Origin of the sequence: Ornithinibacillus proteolyticus (genome assembly GCF_039581225.1) — a bacterium.
Taxonomy (GTDB): Bacteria; Bacillota; Bacilli; order Bacillales; family Amphibacillaceae; genus Ornithinibacillus; species Ornithinibacillus massiliensis.
The window spans coordinates 15,482-30,595 of the sequence record NZ_JBCPXV010000024.1 but is presented as its reverse complement, the minus strand read 5'-3'; the positions used below and the strand labels follow the sequence as shown (position 1 = coordinate 30,595).

Genomic DNA, 15,114 nt, shown 5'->3' with positions numbered 1-15,114 from the left:
AACCTTCATCCCATGTAGGCTCTCTTTCATAACAAATACAACAATCGAGGCTGGGACAAAACTATTTCTAACATAGGATAAACCGAACATGACAGTTAGCGCATCAGACCCGCCCCGGAAATATACTTGCGGTTACTTCCTGTACAGGGGTGACATCTGCTCGAAAAGACCATCGCAGTGTCTACTTTACCGTCGGGCGGCTGGTGAGCCTCCTCAGAGCTAAAGCTCTTCCGGGGTCTCAGGCAGTGCCCTTTCCTCCCACAGGAGTCTCCGTATATTTCCGGGGCTAATGTGGTGATAGTTCGTTTTTTATTACCTTTGTTTTAGTTTTGTCCCAGCCTCGTTGTTTTGTATAGTTTTCATATGAATTGGATGTTATTCTTCGTTAGCTTCTGATTGTGCTTCTCCAGTGAATTCTGGTTCTTCACCTGTTTCCTCTTGACCTTCCATATCGGCATTTGTCGTAGGGGCAAGTACACTTGCAACTACTGTCTCTGGATCATCCGTTACTTGATAGGTCGATGATTCTCCAATCTCCGCTACTGTGACAATATCGCCGATACTTTTATTCGAGATGTCTACTGTAATTTCGTTCGGAATATGGTTTGGAGTTGCTCGTACATTTACTTCGTATAGCGGTTGTTGTACGACACCGTTCTCTGGTTCTCCAACCACACGAACTGGTACAGTTGTCTCCAATTCCTGTGACATATTCACCACATAAAAGTCTGCATGTAAGAGATCATCCGTTATTTTATCTGTTTGATAATCATGTAGCATAACATCCAAAGGTGATTCCCCTTGGATTTGCAGTGATATGACAGCATTTTTCCCTTCATCTCGAACGGTTTTAAGTAAGGTTATACTATCTACAGAAATTGATTTAGAGCCATTCTCTTTCCCATAAACAACTGCAGGAACTTGTCCATTTTCTCTCAGTTGTTTTGTTGTCGACTTTGTATGATCTTCTCGTTTCATAGCATTTAAGGTTACTGACATCCATATCATCCTTCCACTCGAAAAACTAGTATATCATCTAGTACTGACAACTTTCTCGTATATGCAGGTTGTAGAGCTAAATCATTTATCTAATATAGTATATTCCCCTTAAAACTATTCGCTTAAACATTAATCAAACAAAATACTAACGGATTGTTCCTCATGTACACGGATAATTGCTTCCCCGATAAGAGGTGCAACAGACAATTGGGTAATGTTCTCTATATTCTTCTCTTCCGGTAATGGAATGGAATTTGTAATAACCAATTCTTTAATTTGTGAGTTTTGAATACGTTCAATTGCTGGACCAGATAATACCGGATGTGTACAGCATGCATACACTTCTTTTGCCCCTTGTTCAATTAAGGCATTAGCAGCTAATGTAATGGTACCAGCCGTATCAATGATATCATCAATTAAAATAGCTGTTTTTCCTTCAATATTTCCGATAATGTTCATAACCTCGGCAACATTTGGACGTGGTCTTCTTTTATCAATAATACCGATTGGTGCTTTAAGACGGTCAGCCATTTTTCTTGCTCTTGTTACACCACCATGATCTGGTGAAACGACAATAATATCATCAATGTCTTTTGCTTCAAAATAATCGGATAGTAATGGTACACCTTGTAAGTGGTCAATTGGGCTATCAAAGAAGCCTTGAATTTGAGGTGCGTGTAAATCAAGTGTAATAACACGATCAGCTCCTGCAGTTTCGATTAAATCCGCAATTAGCTTAGCCGTGATTGGCTCTCTTGCACGTGCTTTACGATCTTGTCTTGCGTAACCATAGTAAGGCATTACCACATTAACCGTTTTAGCAGAAGCACGTTTTAGTGCATCTAGCATAATAAGTAATTCCATTAGATGTTGGTTTACTGGTGAACTTGTTGATTGCACAACATAAACATCACATCCACGAACACTTTCCTCGATGTTAATTTGAATTTCGCCATCACTAAACGATGTTACCGTACATTTTCCTAAAGAAATGCCGATATGCTCTGCAATTTCCTCTGCAAGCTTCCGGTTTGAATTAAGTGAAAAAACTTTCATATTTGAGTTCTGGTATTGAGACATGAAGATACCCCTCCGTTATTTATTTTCTTTCAATCTGTTCTTTAATCGTGATGCATATCCTTCTTTATTTGATTGTCTTGCTCGAGCAACAGACAATGCATCTGAAGGAACATCCTTTGTGATGGTCGAGCCTGCAGCAACATAAGATCCTTTGCCAATGGTTACTGGGGCAATTAGATTCGAATTACAGCCAATAAATGCATCATCTTCGATAGTCGTTAAATACTTATTTTTGCCATCATAGTTTACTGTAATTGTACCACAACCAATATTAACATTACTTCCGACTTTTGCATCACCAATATAGCTCAAATGGGATACTTTGCTTCCTTCACCTAATTCGGCTTTTTTAATTTCGACAAAGTTACCAATTTTTGCTCCATCACCTATATTAGCATCCGGTCTAATATGAGCAAAAGGACCAATATTTACCCGTGCGCCAATTTTACTGTCTGTTGCCACACTTTGCTTAATTACTGTACCTTCACCTACTTCACAGTTGTGAATTTCACTATTAGGACCAATAATAGCATTCTCCCGTATGATGGATTTACCACCTATCATGGTTCCTGGGTAAATCACAACATCGGATTCAATCACAACATCCGACTGAATATATGTATTCTCCGGATCAATGATAGACACGCCATTGCGCATATGATATTCATTAATACGACGTTTCATCGTTTTTTCAGCTTGTGCTAACGCAACACGATCATTGACACCTAGTGTTTCATCAAAGTTAGGCATCATATAAGCACTTACTTTTTCCGACTTTTTCTTAAGGATTTCAATTACATCTGTTAAATAATATTCACCTTGGGAATTATCATTTGAGACGTCTTTTAATGCGTCAAATAATGCTTTATTATCAAAGCAAAACGTTCCTGTATTAATTTCATCGACCTGTAGTTCCTCTGGACTTGCATCCTTATGCTCTACAATTCGTTCCACTTCATTTTGGTCATTACGGATTACTCTCCCATATCCAAATGGGTTAGGGGCTTTAGCGGTTAGAATCGTAGCCTTCGAGCCTTCTTTTTCATGATGTTCAAATAACTGCTCAAAGGTTTCCTTCGTAATTAATGGGGTATCTCCACATACAACGATGGTAGTACCTTCTTTATCCTTCAATAATTCTTCCGCTTGCATCACAGCATGTCCAGTACCTAGCTGCTCTTCTTGTAAAGCAAACTTTGAATCATTGCCGAGATGTTCTTTCACTTTATCTGAACCAAATCCAACAACGGTTACAACTTCCTCTAATCCTACTGCCTTTACTTGTTCCAGCACATGCTGTACCATAGGCTTACCTAATACGGGATGAAGTACTTTATATAGCTTGGATTTCATTCTCGTACCTTGTCCTGCTGCAAGTATAATTGCATAACGCTTCTTCATGAGGGTAGCCTCCAATATCTATAATCGATGTTTTCATCAATGCTTCTAATAAATATCCATTTTGACTATATCCTAAAAAAAGGCTAATTTCAACCAATTGAAAGCGAACCAGAGGGACTATTTTGACTCGTTGTAAATCAAAAAAGAGATGTATTCGATGGATAACCCTTACACAGGAGGATGAGCCTGACTAGTACGTCCTGAGGAATTATTCGTTGGGGAACAAAAAAAGAAGGCTAATCCTTTGGAGATTAGACCTCTTGTTGAAAAGGGTTTCATTTCTAGGAAGCTCCTGCTTCCTCAAATTCCACTTCTTCACCTGCACGGCGATATTCTTCTAATACGGCATCTTGGATCTTTGCTCTCGTATTAGAGTTAATCGGATGTGCGATATCTCTGAATTCACCATCAGGAGTGCGTTTAGATGGCATTGCTACAAATAGTCCATTATTCCCATCAATTACTCGGATATCATGAACTACAAATTCCTGATCTAACGTAATAGATGCGATAGCACGCATTCTACCTTCCGTATTGACACGGCGTAATCTTACGTCAGTTACTTCCATGCTGATTCACCACCTTTTCCTCTTTGAGTTAGTTATTAAATTCTACAAAAAATTAAAAATTCCTGCTTATATTTGAAAAAAGTTTAATAATTTACACAAAAAGTAAAAAATTAGGGGTTTTACTAGGTCTCGTAGAAAAGAAGCCTATACTCGAAAGCTACATTTAGCTGATTCACACCATTAAAAAAAGACCTCCCTAACTAGGAAAAGTCTTCTTTACCCTATATAAAATTACCACGCTGTACAGAAATGAAGTTTTCTTTAATATCAACATTCGATATTTTTACTAGTGACATATAATCATTCACAACTCGTTCTTCCTCTTCATCATCCGCTTCAGCCAGAACTCCAATTGCCTTCACATTCGTGTTAAACTCTTTTAATAGACTTACCATACCGTTAATCGTTCCGCCTGCTTTCATAAAGTCATCAATAATGCATACATTAGACCCTTCTTCCAAGCTACGCTTCGGTAAGACCATTGTTTGAATTTTTCTGGAAGAGCCAGAAACATAGTTAATGCTTACTGAAGAGCCTTCTGTTACCTTAGGATCTCTTCGCACAATAACAACAGGAACATTCAAGAATGAAGCTACCGCATATGCAAGTGGGATACCTTTGGTTGCGACCGTTACGACAACATCGATATCTAGTTTGGAGAAGTTAGAAGCAAAAATTCTCCCTATTTCACGAACTGTGTGAGGTTCTCCTAATAAATCACTCATATAAAGATAACCACCGGGTAATATTCGATCTGGATCTTTCAGTCGTTCACATAACTGATCAACAAATACCATTCCCTTTTCCATAGGGGACTCTGGAATATACATGACGCCTCCAGCTGATCCTGCTATGCGCTTTAAATGTCCTAATCCTTCCGCTCGAAACATTTGATCAATGATGTCTAGGTCTTCACTGATGGATGCTTTTGCGGCTTTATACTTTTCTGCAAATGATGGCAGATTTTTATGAACTCTCGGATTTTCTAGAAAATAGTTTGTTATTGCAACTAATCTCCCACTTCTTTTCATGATTTCACCTCTAAAACCGAATTATTTCATATAAATATACCACCATCATACGCATTTAGCAAGCACCTCAGCCGATTAATCGAACTAAATACACTTCCTGGCAAAAGCCCTTCATTCCATTATAGATTCGTTGTGCTTTACTTTGTTGTTCTACTAAGCCATATACTGTAGGACCACTACCGCTCATTAATACACCGGACGCACCCGCTTGGAGCATCTTTTCTTTAATACGTAGCACCTCAGGATGTAATGCGGTGGTGATAGCTTCTAGTGAGTTACCGATATTCTGACATAGCTTGTTAAAGTCCTTTTCATATAATGCTTCCACTACCTGATTGGTATTAGGGTGAATAATCTCGTCCATTTTTACACGTTGAAAAATCGTTCGTGTTGAGACACCAATATCTGGCTTAGCTAATACCACCCAAAACGGGGGTGGTGATGGCAGTGGTTCAATGATTTCCCCGAAGCCTTTAGCAATACCCGTTGAACCATAGACACAAAAAGGTATATCTGATCCCAAGGTTGATCCAAGCTCTGCTAGTTGCTCAATAGGAATGTCCATATTCCATAAACGGTTCAAGCCTCTTAATACAGCCGCAGCATCCGTACTGCCTCCGCCAAGCCCTGCAGAAACTGGGATAACCTTTTCAATTTTAATATGTACCCCTTTGTTTATATTATATTTTTGTTTAAATGCCTTAGCTGCCTTATAGGCTAAATTCCGTTCATCGTTTGGAACATATCTACTCCATAAAGAAACTTCGATTCGATCTTCCTCCAAGGTATTTAACTCAATTCGATCTGCTAAATCAACCGTCGTCATAACCATTTCCACATCATGATAACCATCCTCACGTTTTCGCAAAACATCAAGAGATAGATTGATTTTGGCAGGCGCTTTCTCAAAGTGAGTCATCTCCGTCACCTACTTTTTTCATGTATGGAAATTGTAACATATATTAAAATCGGTTGCGACTTGTTCTATTTACGGATTCTATGTCCATATATAAAGAGCAGATCGATTATGATCTGCCCTGTAAATTTTGCTCGGCTATTTCAATTGCTCGCTTTACCATGTTCCCGGCATCCCTTGCCTTAATACCGCCCCAGCCTTCTTTTTGAACCGTGTCGTAAAAGCCTAACTCTTTTGCAATTTCTTCTTTTAGTTGGTCTGACATAATCCCACGTCTACCCAAAGAAGAACAACCCCTTTCGTGTTATAACCTGTTACGACATGTTTATTATTTGTAGCAATCATTAGATTAGACAAGTTATATCTAGGAAACCAAGGGAAAATCTTGCTAAAATTGATATTCCTTTAACAAACTCTCTAGCTTAAGAGCTAACCCAATATTCCCATCCACTTTTAACTTTCCTGTCATAAAAGCAGTCATACTATTTAAGTTACCCGCCAGAAATTTTCTAAAAATAGCGTTTTTCATTTTTAGTGTACAATCTGGGTTCGAGGCAGTCGTTGGCAAAATAGAGAATTCCCCATTCTCAAATTTCAATTGATAACTAACTGCCTCATCGGTAATGTGAATTTCGTATGTAGCCTTTATTGTAGCGTACGGATCTGGGTTCTCCTGTAATTTCATCTCAATCTCTTCCCAAATCTCCTGCACCGTACCATTCTCGATTAAGCTCACCATTCATCCCCTCCCGAAAACTTTTTCAAATTGTCTAATAATTATATACAAAAATAAAGATCAGTAAACCATTGGGCTACTGATCTAAAAACATTGCTTTAGTATGTTCATCATTGAAGTTTAATTCTACTGTTTCTGTAAGTACGTCTGCATAGCTGTATGAAACACGTTCGAAAGCATTCTCATCTTGATCAAGTTCAACGATAAATACAGAAGGGTACGTTTCTGCTAAAATTCCCGTTCTTTCAATTGTCTTCCTTCTGCCACCATTAGCTTTTAACGTTAATCGCTTTCCAATTTGACACTCGAGACCTTGCTTAATTTCGGTTAATGTTTTAGCCAATACACTCCACCTCACTGTAAGTTAACTATACCATATGCTTGTTTAAAAGTCAAAGAAAATATTATATTATAACAAGATACGTTTTTTCCTGTCAACAAGTAAATTCCACTTATTGATATTATTATGACAAAATGTTGACATATTATGTATATTTTTTTGCATATAACGTAAAGATGCTGGGACAAAACTATCTCTAACGTCGGATAAACCGAACATGAAAGTTAGCGCATCAAATCCGCCCCGAAAAAATATACTTGCGGTTAGTGGGCGGCTGGTGAGCCTCCTCAGAGCTAGAGCTCTTCCGGGGTCTCAGCCGTGCCCTTTCCTCCCACAGGAGTCTCCGTATATTTCCGGGGCTAATGTAGTGATTGTTTGTTTTTTATTACCTTTGTTTTCGTTTTGTCCCAACCTCGATTCTATCTTTATTCCATTGGTATCGATTCGCTCGATTCCTCATCATCTGTTAAATAGGGTAACCCAGTACGAAGCAATCCTTTTGTCTCTACTCCGCCCATCCCCTTTTCACCTGTCATCGTATTACGTAGCGCATCCCATACACTCACCTTTTCCATAAAAGGTGTATAGGCTATCTTAGCCGCGATATAAACTGGATCTAATGCATGGATATTAATACGGTGTGGAGAGCTTGCAAAATTCGCTCCGGCCCGAATTAAGGATTCGAAATGGGACTGACATGCCCCTGCAAAGATAACTAATTGATCAAGGTGTGGAACAACCTTTCTTGCTTCTCTAACGGTTTCTGCAAAATATTTTGAATGGCGATAGGCTCGTATATCCTGTTTAGCCCCTTTGCTTTTTGAAAAGGAATCATGACCGGTAATGACAATGATATCTGGTTGGATCTTTTCAATTAGGGTCTGAATATGAAAAGACATTTCCTTTTCGTTCAAATGAACCCCATGTACTTGTAACCCTAACCGTTGATAGAGACTAATACATTTTCGCAGGTAGTTTTGATCTCCATCTAGATGTAATACTTTCGCTGGCAATTGAAAGTAATCTGCATATTGATAACCGTCTGTTGATTGATAATCACGCTTTTCCTTCATCAACTGATAATCCTGACGAAACAACCGATAGGAAAACTCTTCCTGTTCTTTTCCCTTTTGTCTTCTTTTTTCTAAATCTCGTTCTTCAACTTTAGTTAAATCCTCTAGTGGTGCATCTGCTTCTAAACGTATATCTTCCCCATGTAAGATTGCTTTATCCTGCTTGATGGATGAAACCCGAAATAACAAATCATGATGATAGGATTTCCTTGTAACTAGTTCACCTACTACTCTACGCTCCATATATACACCTCACAGCCTCCATGTACATGAAAGCATTCTCCTATATAGACTATGAGTAAGATGCCTTATACGTGCTTTAAAGCTATATAAAAAGGTGCCCTCGTAAGGACACCTAGCTATTTTGATGCTGTAGCTTATAAAAAGCGTTCGCTAAAATACTAAATTCTTGCATATCCAGTGATTCGCCACGTCTTGTTCCATCAATTCCAATTGCTTCAAGCTGCTCATTAATCTCGTCTTTATCCAATATTCCTTTGAAATGGCTAGTGAGGTTATTTCGTAATGTTTTTCTACGTTGTGCGAATGAGGCTTGGACAAGTGTGAAAAAGTAATCCTCATCCTCCACCTCTACCGGTGGCTTGCTTCGCGTGACAAGCTGCAAGATGCTAGAATCGACATTTGGCTGTGGCATGAATACGGTTTTCGGCACATTCATTACAACCTTAGCCTCTGTATAGTACTGTATCGCTATGGTTAAGGAGCCATAGCTTTTCGTATTAGGCTGTGCAGCCATTCGATCCGCTACTTCCTTTTGGATCATAACGGTGATACTTTCAACAGGTAAACGTTCCCGGAGTAGCTTCATTAAGATTGGCGTCGTAATGTAGTACGGTAGATTAGCCACGATATGGATAGGCTGATTCTCCTGAAAGTTCTCTTTAATCACGTCATGCACATTTGCTTTCAGAATATCTTGATGTACAATTCGAATATTATTATAGTCGGATAGCGTATCATCCAAAATCGGTAAGAGACGGCCATCAATTTCAAAAGCTACGACCTTATCTGAGTGGATAGCTAGTTGTTCTGTTAATGCGCCAATACCCGGGCCAATTTCCATCGTTCCTGCCGTCTTATCGATTCCTGCATGGCCAATAATATTTTTGAGCACATTCACATCAATTAAGAAGTTCTGTCCGAGGCTCTTTTTAAAGGTGAAGTGATATTTTTGTAAAATCTCTTTAGTCTTTATTGGTGTGGCAATATATTTCTTATCCATGAATGTCCTCCTGCTCTATCTTTTCCATCGCTTCTTCTAACTGTGCCTTTGAAATTTGAAACATCGTAAGGCGTTTGAGTAATTGTTTTCCATTCGTATGACCAACTTGTAATAATTCACCAAGTCGTTCCCGTCGCTTGCTTGATCCAGGCCCTCCGATTAACCGATAGTTCATTAAATCTTCTTTCGTAATATCTGTTTGTTCGATGTCGGCTAGCTCATAGACATCCGCTAATGCCTTTCTAATGGCCTCTACGGATGCATGCTCAATTCCTAAGCTCTTGTTATTAGGATGCTTCGCACGGGCGTTATCTTGCGTTAGGAATGCGTGTTTACACCCTGGAACAGCTTGGTCAATAATATGGCGGATACGTTCTCCCGGATAATCTGGATCGGTAAAAATAATCACACCGCGTTTTTCTTTTGCGTGCTTAATTTGTTGAATGGTTTTTTGGTTAATAGCCGATCCGTTTGTTTCGATTGTATCCGCATCGACTGCTAGTTTTATTTTCGTCGTGTCGTCTTTTCCTTCGACGATTATTATTTCTTTTATTTTCAATGAATGTTCCTCGCTTTATTCGAAATATCCCATATGCTTAGCAGAATCATGTATTTTACAGTTTGAAGGTACTTCGCTTTCTCTCGTTCATTAGCGAATATGTTAGTTTCTTAAGCTTACGGGATATATTTTATACTTTCCTGACTGTAAGTAAAAAACCATGCTCTTACCACTATAACATGGCGGGAGCATGGTTTACATTAATCTAATATTTTTACTTTTACTTTTTTCACACCCCAATTATAGGCATCTGCTTTAGTTGGGACATGGATGTCAATACGGTTCCCTTTGATATGACCACCTGTATCTCCTGCAATTGCTTCTCCGTAGCCTTCTACCCATACTCTAGTACCGAGTGGGATGACATTTGGATCAACCGCAATAACCTTTGAATTAGGATTATCCTTTAGGTTAATCCCAGTAGCGGTATATCCTGAGCATCCATTACACTCTGCTGTAAATGCACTTGCAGTCATCGTAATTTCTTTGCCACCGCCATCTGATAATGTAACAAGATTTTGTGGCTCTTTCGTTCCAATTGCGACTATACGGTTTTGACTTTCTTTTGTCACTTCTTCACTTACTAGATCCCGGCTTACTTCTTTGCCGTTTTCATATGTCACTTCATATGTTTTAACAACGGCACCCTCTTCACCAGGCGAAATGACTTTTTCTTGCCCTTTGTCCAATGAACTATCCTGACGTGTTTCGGTTTGGAAAGCAACGATATCTGTTACTTCTTCCACTTTCTTTTCAACTCGAACGATGGAGATTGTCGTATCCTTCGTAATCGTTTTATCTAGAGCTGGCTTTACTTGATCAAACTCTGATAAGGTGACCTTACTTTCGTTTAGCAACTCCTGAACAGAACTACCTGTCGTCCAAATCTTCTTTTCTTTCCCACCATCATCAATCGTCACTTGAAAAGCTCTCTTGACAGAAAGATCCAAGTTATCTTTAATCACTTCGTCTAATGGATGGGATAATTCGTCATGCTTAGCAATAGAAAGATTATTTTCATTTAAGAATTCTTCTACTGTGTCGGCTACTGTATAATACATTTGTTCTTCGCCGTCTACTGTAACCATAACTTTATTTGCTTTTTTATATTCTATTTTCATTCCGTTTGCAATCTCTGCACTTAAATCATGTGATAGTGCATCATGCTCTCCGAATTCAATCCCTACTTCTTCTAGTAGCTCTTCTACTGTATTGGCATGGGTTGCTATTGTTCTATCTTTTCCATTCTCAGCGAATACTACTTCTTTCTGTGTTGCGTAAAATAGTATCATACTTCCAAATGCAAAAAGTGCAATTACACCAATACTTGAAATAACCAGCATCCGTTTCGAGGCCGGCAATAGCTTTGAAACAATTCGCATGCTTCTTGCCTCCTTATTCGAATTGATTATATAGACACTGTTATGTAAAAGTAAATGATTATAGGATTACGGTTGTTTTACAGTTTTATTACAACACCCATATCCGCTCGTTGTCCAAATAGCATTGACCCCAGCTAAACCCTTGCTATTTCTAACTTTGTCAAAAATAAAAAAGACTAGATTTTCCCTAGTCTTTTTTATCTAAAAAAATGAAAAAAATATGTTTTTTCTAGTTACATTTAACTATTTACCTCTTGATTTTGAAAATGGAGCATGCATTTTCGGTTGTTTTTTCACTTAATTCTTCTAGCGAAATTTGTCTTATTTCCGCTATCTTTTCTGCTACTAATTTTACATAGGCAGGTTCATTTCGTTTTCCCCGATTGGGATGTGGAGCAAGAAATGGTGCATCTGTTTCGATAAGTAAACGATCGATTGGTACCATAGCTGCAACTTCTTTTGGCATTGGTGCGTTTTTGAATGTTACAGGACCGCCAAGTGATATATAGAAGTTCATGTCCAAGCATGTTTGAACATATTCGGCAGAGTCATTATAACAGTGCATAATTCCGCCAATTTCTTTCGCATTCTCCTCTTGAAGGATCGTAATAATATCTTCGGTTGCTTCACGGTTATGAATAATGATTGGCATCTTCACTTTTTTGGCTAATTGAATTTGTTTACGAAATACTTCTTTTTGAACGTCCTTTGGTGACTTGTCCCAATGATAGTCTAAGCCCATTTCGCCAATCGCGACTACTTTCGGATGTTGTGATAATTCCTCAATCCATGTCAAATCTTCGTCGGTCATGTCGATAGCATCTACTGGATGCCAGCCTACTGCTGCATAAATAGTGTCATATTGCTCCGCTATTTCTATTGCTAGTGGAATCGTTTCGCTATCAAAACCTACTACAACCATGTATGTTACACCAGTATCGAATGCACGTTTTATTACCTCGTCACGGTCTTCTAAAAATTGCCTAGCGTTCAAATGTACATGTGTGTCAAATAACATGTTATCGTCCTTTCTATGAAAAAAGGTCAGACTGCTACACGTTCGGGGCGTGTAGTTTGCTGACCTTTATTTGATTCATTATCAGTCCGAATACCATTGATTAGTGTCCAGACTCCTTATTGTTCACTAGAATCACGGTCTACAGACCATTTTTTTCTTACTTTACAATCGAACCGTTTGGTAGGGATTGTTCTACAGTTGCTAGTGATAGGTTACCTTGTTCATCTTCTCCTGATAGAATCATACCTTCTGACATTTCACCGCGTAGTTTAACCGGTTTTAGGTTGGTTACACAGATTACTTTCTTTCCTACCATTTCTTCTGGTGAATAATAGTTTGCAATACCAGAAATAACCTGACGTTTTTCGCTACCTAAATCGAGTTGCAGCTTTAATAGTTTGTCGGCTTTTTTCATTTTTTCGGCATGGATAACCTCTGCTACGCGCATATCAAGCTTCATGAAATCATCATAGACAATTTCCGCTTTTTTATCTGCCTCTTGCTCTGCTTCTTCTTCCTCCACTGCTGGGCCTTGCATCATTGCTTTAATGGCTGCTACTTCTTCTTCCACCTCAAGACGTGGGAATAATGGTGCACCCTTGACAACCTTTGTACCAGGCGTAATTTGCCCTAGCTCATATACACTATCCCATTCTTTTAATGCATCATCTTGAACGCCTAGCTGTCTAAATATTTCTTCTGGCGATTTGGTTAAGAAAGGCTGAAGCATAACCGCAACTATGCGTAAGGAATCCGCTAAATGCGCCATCACATTGCCAAGTCTTGCTTTATTTGATTCATCCTTTGCTAGAACCCATGGTGTTGTCTCATCAATATATTTATTCGTTCTACTAATTAATTGCCAGATAGAGGATAGTGCAACAGAGAACTGCATATCTTCTAATGCTTCTTCTACTTGTTGAATCGTGTCTTTTATCGTCGCTTCTAGCGATTGATCGACCTCTGTTTCCGCCAGGCGATATTCTGGAAGCTCCCCATCAAAGTACTTTTCAATCATAGCTACGGTACGATTTAATAGATTACCTAAATCATTTGCTAAATCAAAGTTCGTACGCTCGACAAAGCCTTCAGGTGTAAATACCCCATCTGAACCAAATGGTACTTCACGAAGTAAATAATAACGTAATGCATCCAGACCATAACGGTCAATCAAGCTTACAGGATCAACGACATTCCCTTTTGATTTAGACATCTTACCGTCCTTCATCAGAATCCAACCATGTGCGAATACTTTCTTCGGAAGTGGTAAATCAAGTGCCATTAACATAATTGGCCAATAAATGGTATGGAATCGTACAATTTCCTTACTCATTAAATGGACATCTGCTGGCCAGTATTTCTTAAATTTCGCTTCATTTTCTGAACCATAGCCAATAGCAGTAATATAGTTGCTTAGTGCATCAATCCATACGTAAATGACATGCTTCGGATCGCCTGGTACTTTAATTCCCCAATCAAAGGTCGTTCTCGAAACTGCCAGATCCTCAAGTCCTGGCTTAATGAAATTATTTAACATTTCATTTTTACGGCTCTCTGGTTGGATAAACTCAGGATGTTCATCATAGTACTGCACTAGACGATCAACATATTTACTCATTTTGAAGAAATAGGATTCTTCTTTAACCATCTCTACCTTACCACCACAATCTGGACAGTGCCCATCAACTAATTGGCGTTCTGTAAAGAAGGATTCATCGGAAGTACAATACCAGCCTTCATATTGGTCTAAATAAATATCGCCTTGTTTAACTAATTGATCGAAAATCTTGGCAACTACCTTTTTATGACGCTCTTCTGTCGTACGAATAAAATCATCATTCGTAATTTCAAGCTTTTTCCATAGGTCTTGGATTCCACTTACAATTTCATCCACATATTGTTGTGGGGTTACCCCTTTTTCCTCGGCTTTGCGTTGTATTTTTTGTCCGTGCTCATCTGTACCTGTTAAATACATAACATCATAGCCACGCATACGTTTGTAACGAGAAATAGCATCGCCAGCAACAGTGGAATAAGCATGTCCTATATGTAGTTTACCGCTTGGGTAATAAATTGGTGTTGTAATATAAAATGTTTTTTGTTCACTCATCAAATAGCCTCCTCGTAACCTGTTAAGATTCTTCTATTGTATCGATTTTATCAATAGATTTCCATATTTTCTTACTTGTTATCATCACCTATACCTTGAATTATTAGCGTTAAGAGCAAATTTTAGACAAATAGGCTGTAGATGGCTTACAATTACTCTCAAAATGGAATATTTATAAATTTTTTTGTATGTTCTGGTTTAGGTTTATGCTAGACTGGGTATGAAAAAAAGAATGTTAATTCATAAAATTTTCCTATAATTAGGTCAACACATTTGACAGAAACAGGAAAGGTTTGATAATATAGGCAAAGAAATATGTCGAAAAGTGACGAAATGGCTTTTATTTCGAGGAGGGGAATATTAATGAAATCTACTGGTATTGTGAGAAAGGTAGATGAGCTTGGAAGGGTTGTCATTCCTATTGAGCTACGTAGAACATTAGACATTAACATCAAGGATCCACTTGAAATTTACGTTGATAATGACAAAGTAATTTTAAAGAAATATCAACCTAATATGGCGTGCCAAATTACGGGAGAATCTTCAGATGAAAATATTTCATTGGCTAACGGTAAAATCGTTCTTGGCCCTGAGGGAGCAAAGCTTCTAATTGAAGAGATTCAATCCCGATTTAAATAGGTCAACTTATGAAAAAGA

The 15,114-nt window shown here is 38.4% G+C and carries 16 protein-coding genes; 1 reads left to right on the top strand and 15 read right to left on the bottom strand.

Annotated elements, in window-relative coordinates:
* Positions 1-375 precede the first annotated feature (375 nt).
* The 15 genes from AAIB49_RS12250 to metG all read right to left on the bottom strand — a co-directional run bounded on the left by AAIB49_RS12250 (position 376) and on the right by metG (position 14,457).
* Complete coding sequence (locus AAIB49_RS12250) at positions 376-999, bottom strand: 50S ribosomal protein L25/general stress protein Ctc (protein WP_186871113.1); 624 nt, start codon at positions 997-999, stop codon at positions 376-378.
* A 129-nt stretch (positions 1,000-1,128) separates the two neighbouring features.
* Positions 1,129-2,079, bottom strand: a complete 951-nt coding sequence (locus AAIB49_RS12245) for a ribose-phosphate diphosphokinase (protein ID WP_281413729.1) — start codon at positions 2,077-2,079, stop codon at positions 1,129-1,131.
* 15 nt (positions 2,080-2,094) lie between these two features.
* A complete protein-coding gene (gene glmU, locus AAIB49_RS12240) occupies positions 2,095-3,480 on the bottom strand; it encodes a bifunctional UDP-N-acetylglucosamine diphosphorylase/glucosamine-1-phosphate N-acetyltransferase GlmU (protein ID WP_211740771.1) in 1,386 nt (461 codons plus the stop codon).
* A 281-nt stretch (positions 3,481-3,761) separates the two neighbouring features.
* Positions 3,762-4,049, bottom strand: coding sequence for a septation regulator SpoVG (spoVG, locus tag AAIB49_RS12235; RefSeq protein ID WP_047986264.1), 288 nt, complete (start codon positions 4,047-4,049; stop codon positions 3,762-3,764).
* A gap of 221 nt (positions 4,050-4,270) precedes the next feature.
* Positions 4,271-5,080: a pur operon repressor gene (gene purR, locus AAIB49_RS12230; RefSeq protein ID WP_343458175.1), complete on the bottom strand. Its 810-nt coding sequence runs from the start codon at positions 5,078-5,080 to the stop codon at positions 4,271-4,273.
* Positions 5,081-5,147: 67 nt separating this feature from the next.
* On the bottom strand, positions 5,148-5,999 hold the full coding sequence (gene ispE / locus AAIB49_RS12225; RefSeq protein WP_186871109.1) for a 4-(cytidine 5'-diphospho)-2-C-methyl-D-erythritol kinase: 852 nt from the start codon (positions 5,997-5,999) through the stop codon (positions 5,148-5,150).
* 106 nt (positions 6,000-6,105) lie between these two features.
* Positions 6,106-6,279, bottom strand: a complete 174-nt coding sequence (locus AAIB49_RS12220) for a small, acid-soluble spore protein, alpha/beta type (protein ID WP_281413730.1) — start codon at positions 6,277-6,279, stop codon at positions 6,106-6,108.
* A 105-nt stretch (positions 6,280-6,384) separates the two neighbouring features.
* Positions 6,385-6,735: an SCP2 sterol-binding domain-containing protein gene (locus AAIB49_RS12215; RefSeq protein ID WP_211740773.1), complete on the bottom strand. Its 351-nt coding sequence runs from the start codon at positions 6,733-6,735 to the stop codon at positions 6,385-6,387.
* A 73-nt stretch (positions 6,736-6,808) separates the two neighbouring features.
* The gene (gene veg, locus AAIB49_RS12210) at positions 6,809-7,075 is read right to left on the bottom strand and encodes a biofilm formation stimulator Veg (protein ID WP_211740774.1); all 267 of its coding nucleotides are present in this window, start codon (positions 7,073-7,075) and stop codon (positions 6,809-6,811) included.
* Positions 7,076-7,497: 422 nt separating this feature from the next.
* Complete coding sequence (gene yabG / locus AAIB49_RS12205) at positions 7,498-8,388, bottom strand: sporulation peptidase YabG (RefSeq protein WP_186871105.1); 891 nt, start codon at positions 8,386-8,388, stop codon at positions 7,498-7,500.
* Between the two features lie 112 nt (positions 8,389-8,500).
* Positions 8,501-9,388 carry a 16S rRNA (adenine(1518)-N(6)/adenine(1519)-N(6))-dimethyltransferase RsmA gene (gene rsmA / locus AAIB49_RS12200; RefSeq protein WP_339217574.1) on the bottom strand — a complete coding sequence of 296 codons (888 nt, stop codon included), beginning with the start codon at positions 9,386-9,388 and terminating at the stop codon, positions 8,501-8,503.
* Positions 9,381-9,947, bottom strand: a complete 567-nt coding sequence (rnmV, locus tag AAIB49_RS12195; protein ID WP_339217575.1) for a ribonuclease M5 — start codon at positions 9,945-9,947, stop codon at positions 9,381-9,383. Before rnmV ends, rsmA begins: the two co-directional genes overlap by 8 nt.
* A gap of 200 nt (positions 9,948-10,147) precedes the next feature.
* Positions 10,148-11,329 carry a ubiquitin-like domain-containing protein gene (locus AAIB49_RS12190; protein ID WP_343458174.1) on the bottom strand — a complete coding sequence of 394 codons (1,182 nt, stop codon included), beginning with the start codon at positions 11,327-11,329 and terminating at the stop codon, positions 10,148-10,150.
* Between the two features lie 247 nt (positions 11,330-11,576).
* Positions 11,577-12,347 carry a TatD family hydrolase gene (locus AAIB49_RS12185; RefSeq protein ID WP_339217579.1) on the bottom strand — a complete coding sequence of 257 codons (771 nt, stop codon included), beginning with the start codon at positions 12,345-12,347 and terminating at the stop codon, positions 11,577-11,579.
* A gap of 157 nt (positions 12,348-12,504) precedes the next feature.
* Entirely contained in the window at positions 12,505-14,457 is a 1,953-nt protein-coding gene (gene metG / locus AAIB49_RS12180) for a methionine--tRNA ligase (protein ID WP_343458173.1), read from the bottom strand.
* Positions 14,458-14,820: 363 nt separating this feature from the next.
* Between metG and AAIB49_RS12175 the strand changes: the two genes are divergently transcribed.
* Positions 14,821-15,096, top strand: a complete 276-nt coding sequence (locus AAIB49_RS12175) for an AbrB/MazE/SpoVT family DNA-binding domain-containing protein (protein ID WP_343458172.1) — start codon at positions 14,821-14,823, stop codon at positions 15,094-15,096.
* Positions 15,097-15,114 lie beyond the last annotated feature (18 nt).

Coding starts and splice junctions, on each gene's coding strand:
- AAIB49_RS12250 (WP_186871113.1), bottom strand. CDS start 999: ATGTCAGTAACCTTAAATGCTATGAAACGAGAAGATCATACAAAGTCG.
- AAIB49_RS12245 (WP_281413729.1), bottom strand. CDS start 2,079: ATGTCTCAATACCAGAACTCAAATATGAAAGTTTTTTCACTTAATTCA.
- glmU (WP_211740771.1), bottom strand. CDS start 3,480: ATGAAGAAGCGTTATGCAATTATACTTGCAGCAGGACAAGGTACGAGA.
- spoVG (WP_047986264.1), bottom strand. CDS start 4,049: ATGGAAGTAACTGACGTAAGATTACGCCGTGTCAATACGGAAGGTAGA.
- purR (WP_343458175.1), bottom strand. CDS start 5,080: ATGAAAAGAAGTGGGAGATTAGTTGCAATAACAAACTATTTTCTAGAA.
- ispE (WP_186871109.1), bottom strand. CDS start 5,999: ATGACTCACTTTGAGAAAGCGCCTGCCAAAATCAATCTATCTCTTGAT.
- AAIB49_RS12215 (WP_211740773.1), bottom strand. CDS start 6,735: ATGGTGAGCTTAATCGAGAATGGTACGGTGCAGGAGATTTGGGAAGAG.
- yabG (WP_186871105.1), bottom strand. CDS start 8,388: ATGGAGCGTAGAGTAGTAGGTGAACTAGTTACAAGGAAATCCTATCAT.
- rsmA (WP_339217574.1), bottom strand. CDS start 9,388: ATGGATAAGAAATATATTGCCACACCAATAAAGACTAAAGAGATTTTA.
- AAIB49_RS12190 (WP_343458174.1), bottom strand. CDS start 11,329: ATGCGAATTGTTTCAAAGCTATTGCCGGCCTCGAAACGGATGCTGGTT.
- AAIB49_RS12185 (WP_339217579.1), bottom strand. CDS start 12,347: ATGTTATTTGACACACATGTACATTTGAACGCTAGGCAATTTTTAGAA.
- metG (WP_343458173.1), bottom strand. CDS start 14,457: ATGAGTGAACAAAAAACATTTTATATTACAACACCAATTTATTACCCA.
- AAIB49_RS12175 (WP_343458172.1), top strand. CDS start 14,821: ATGAAATCTACTGGTATTGTGAGAAAGGTAGATGAGCTTGGAAGGGTT.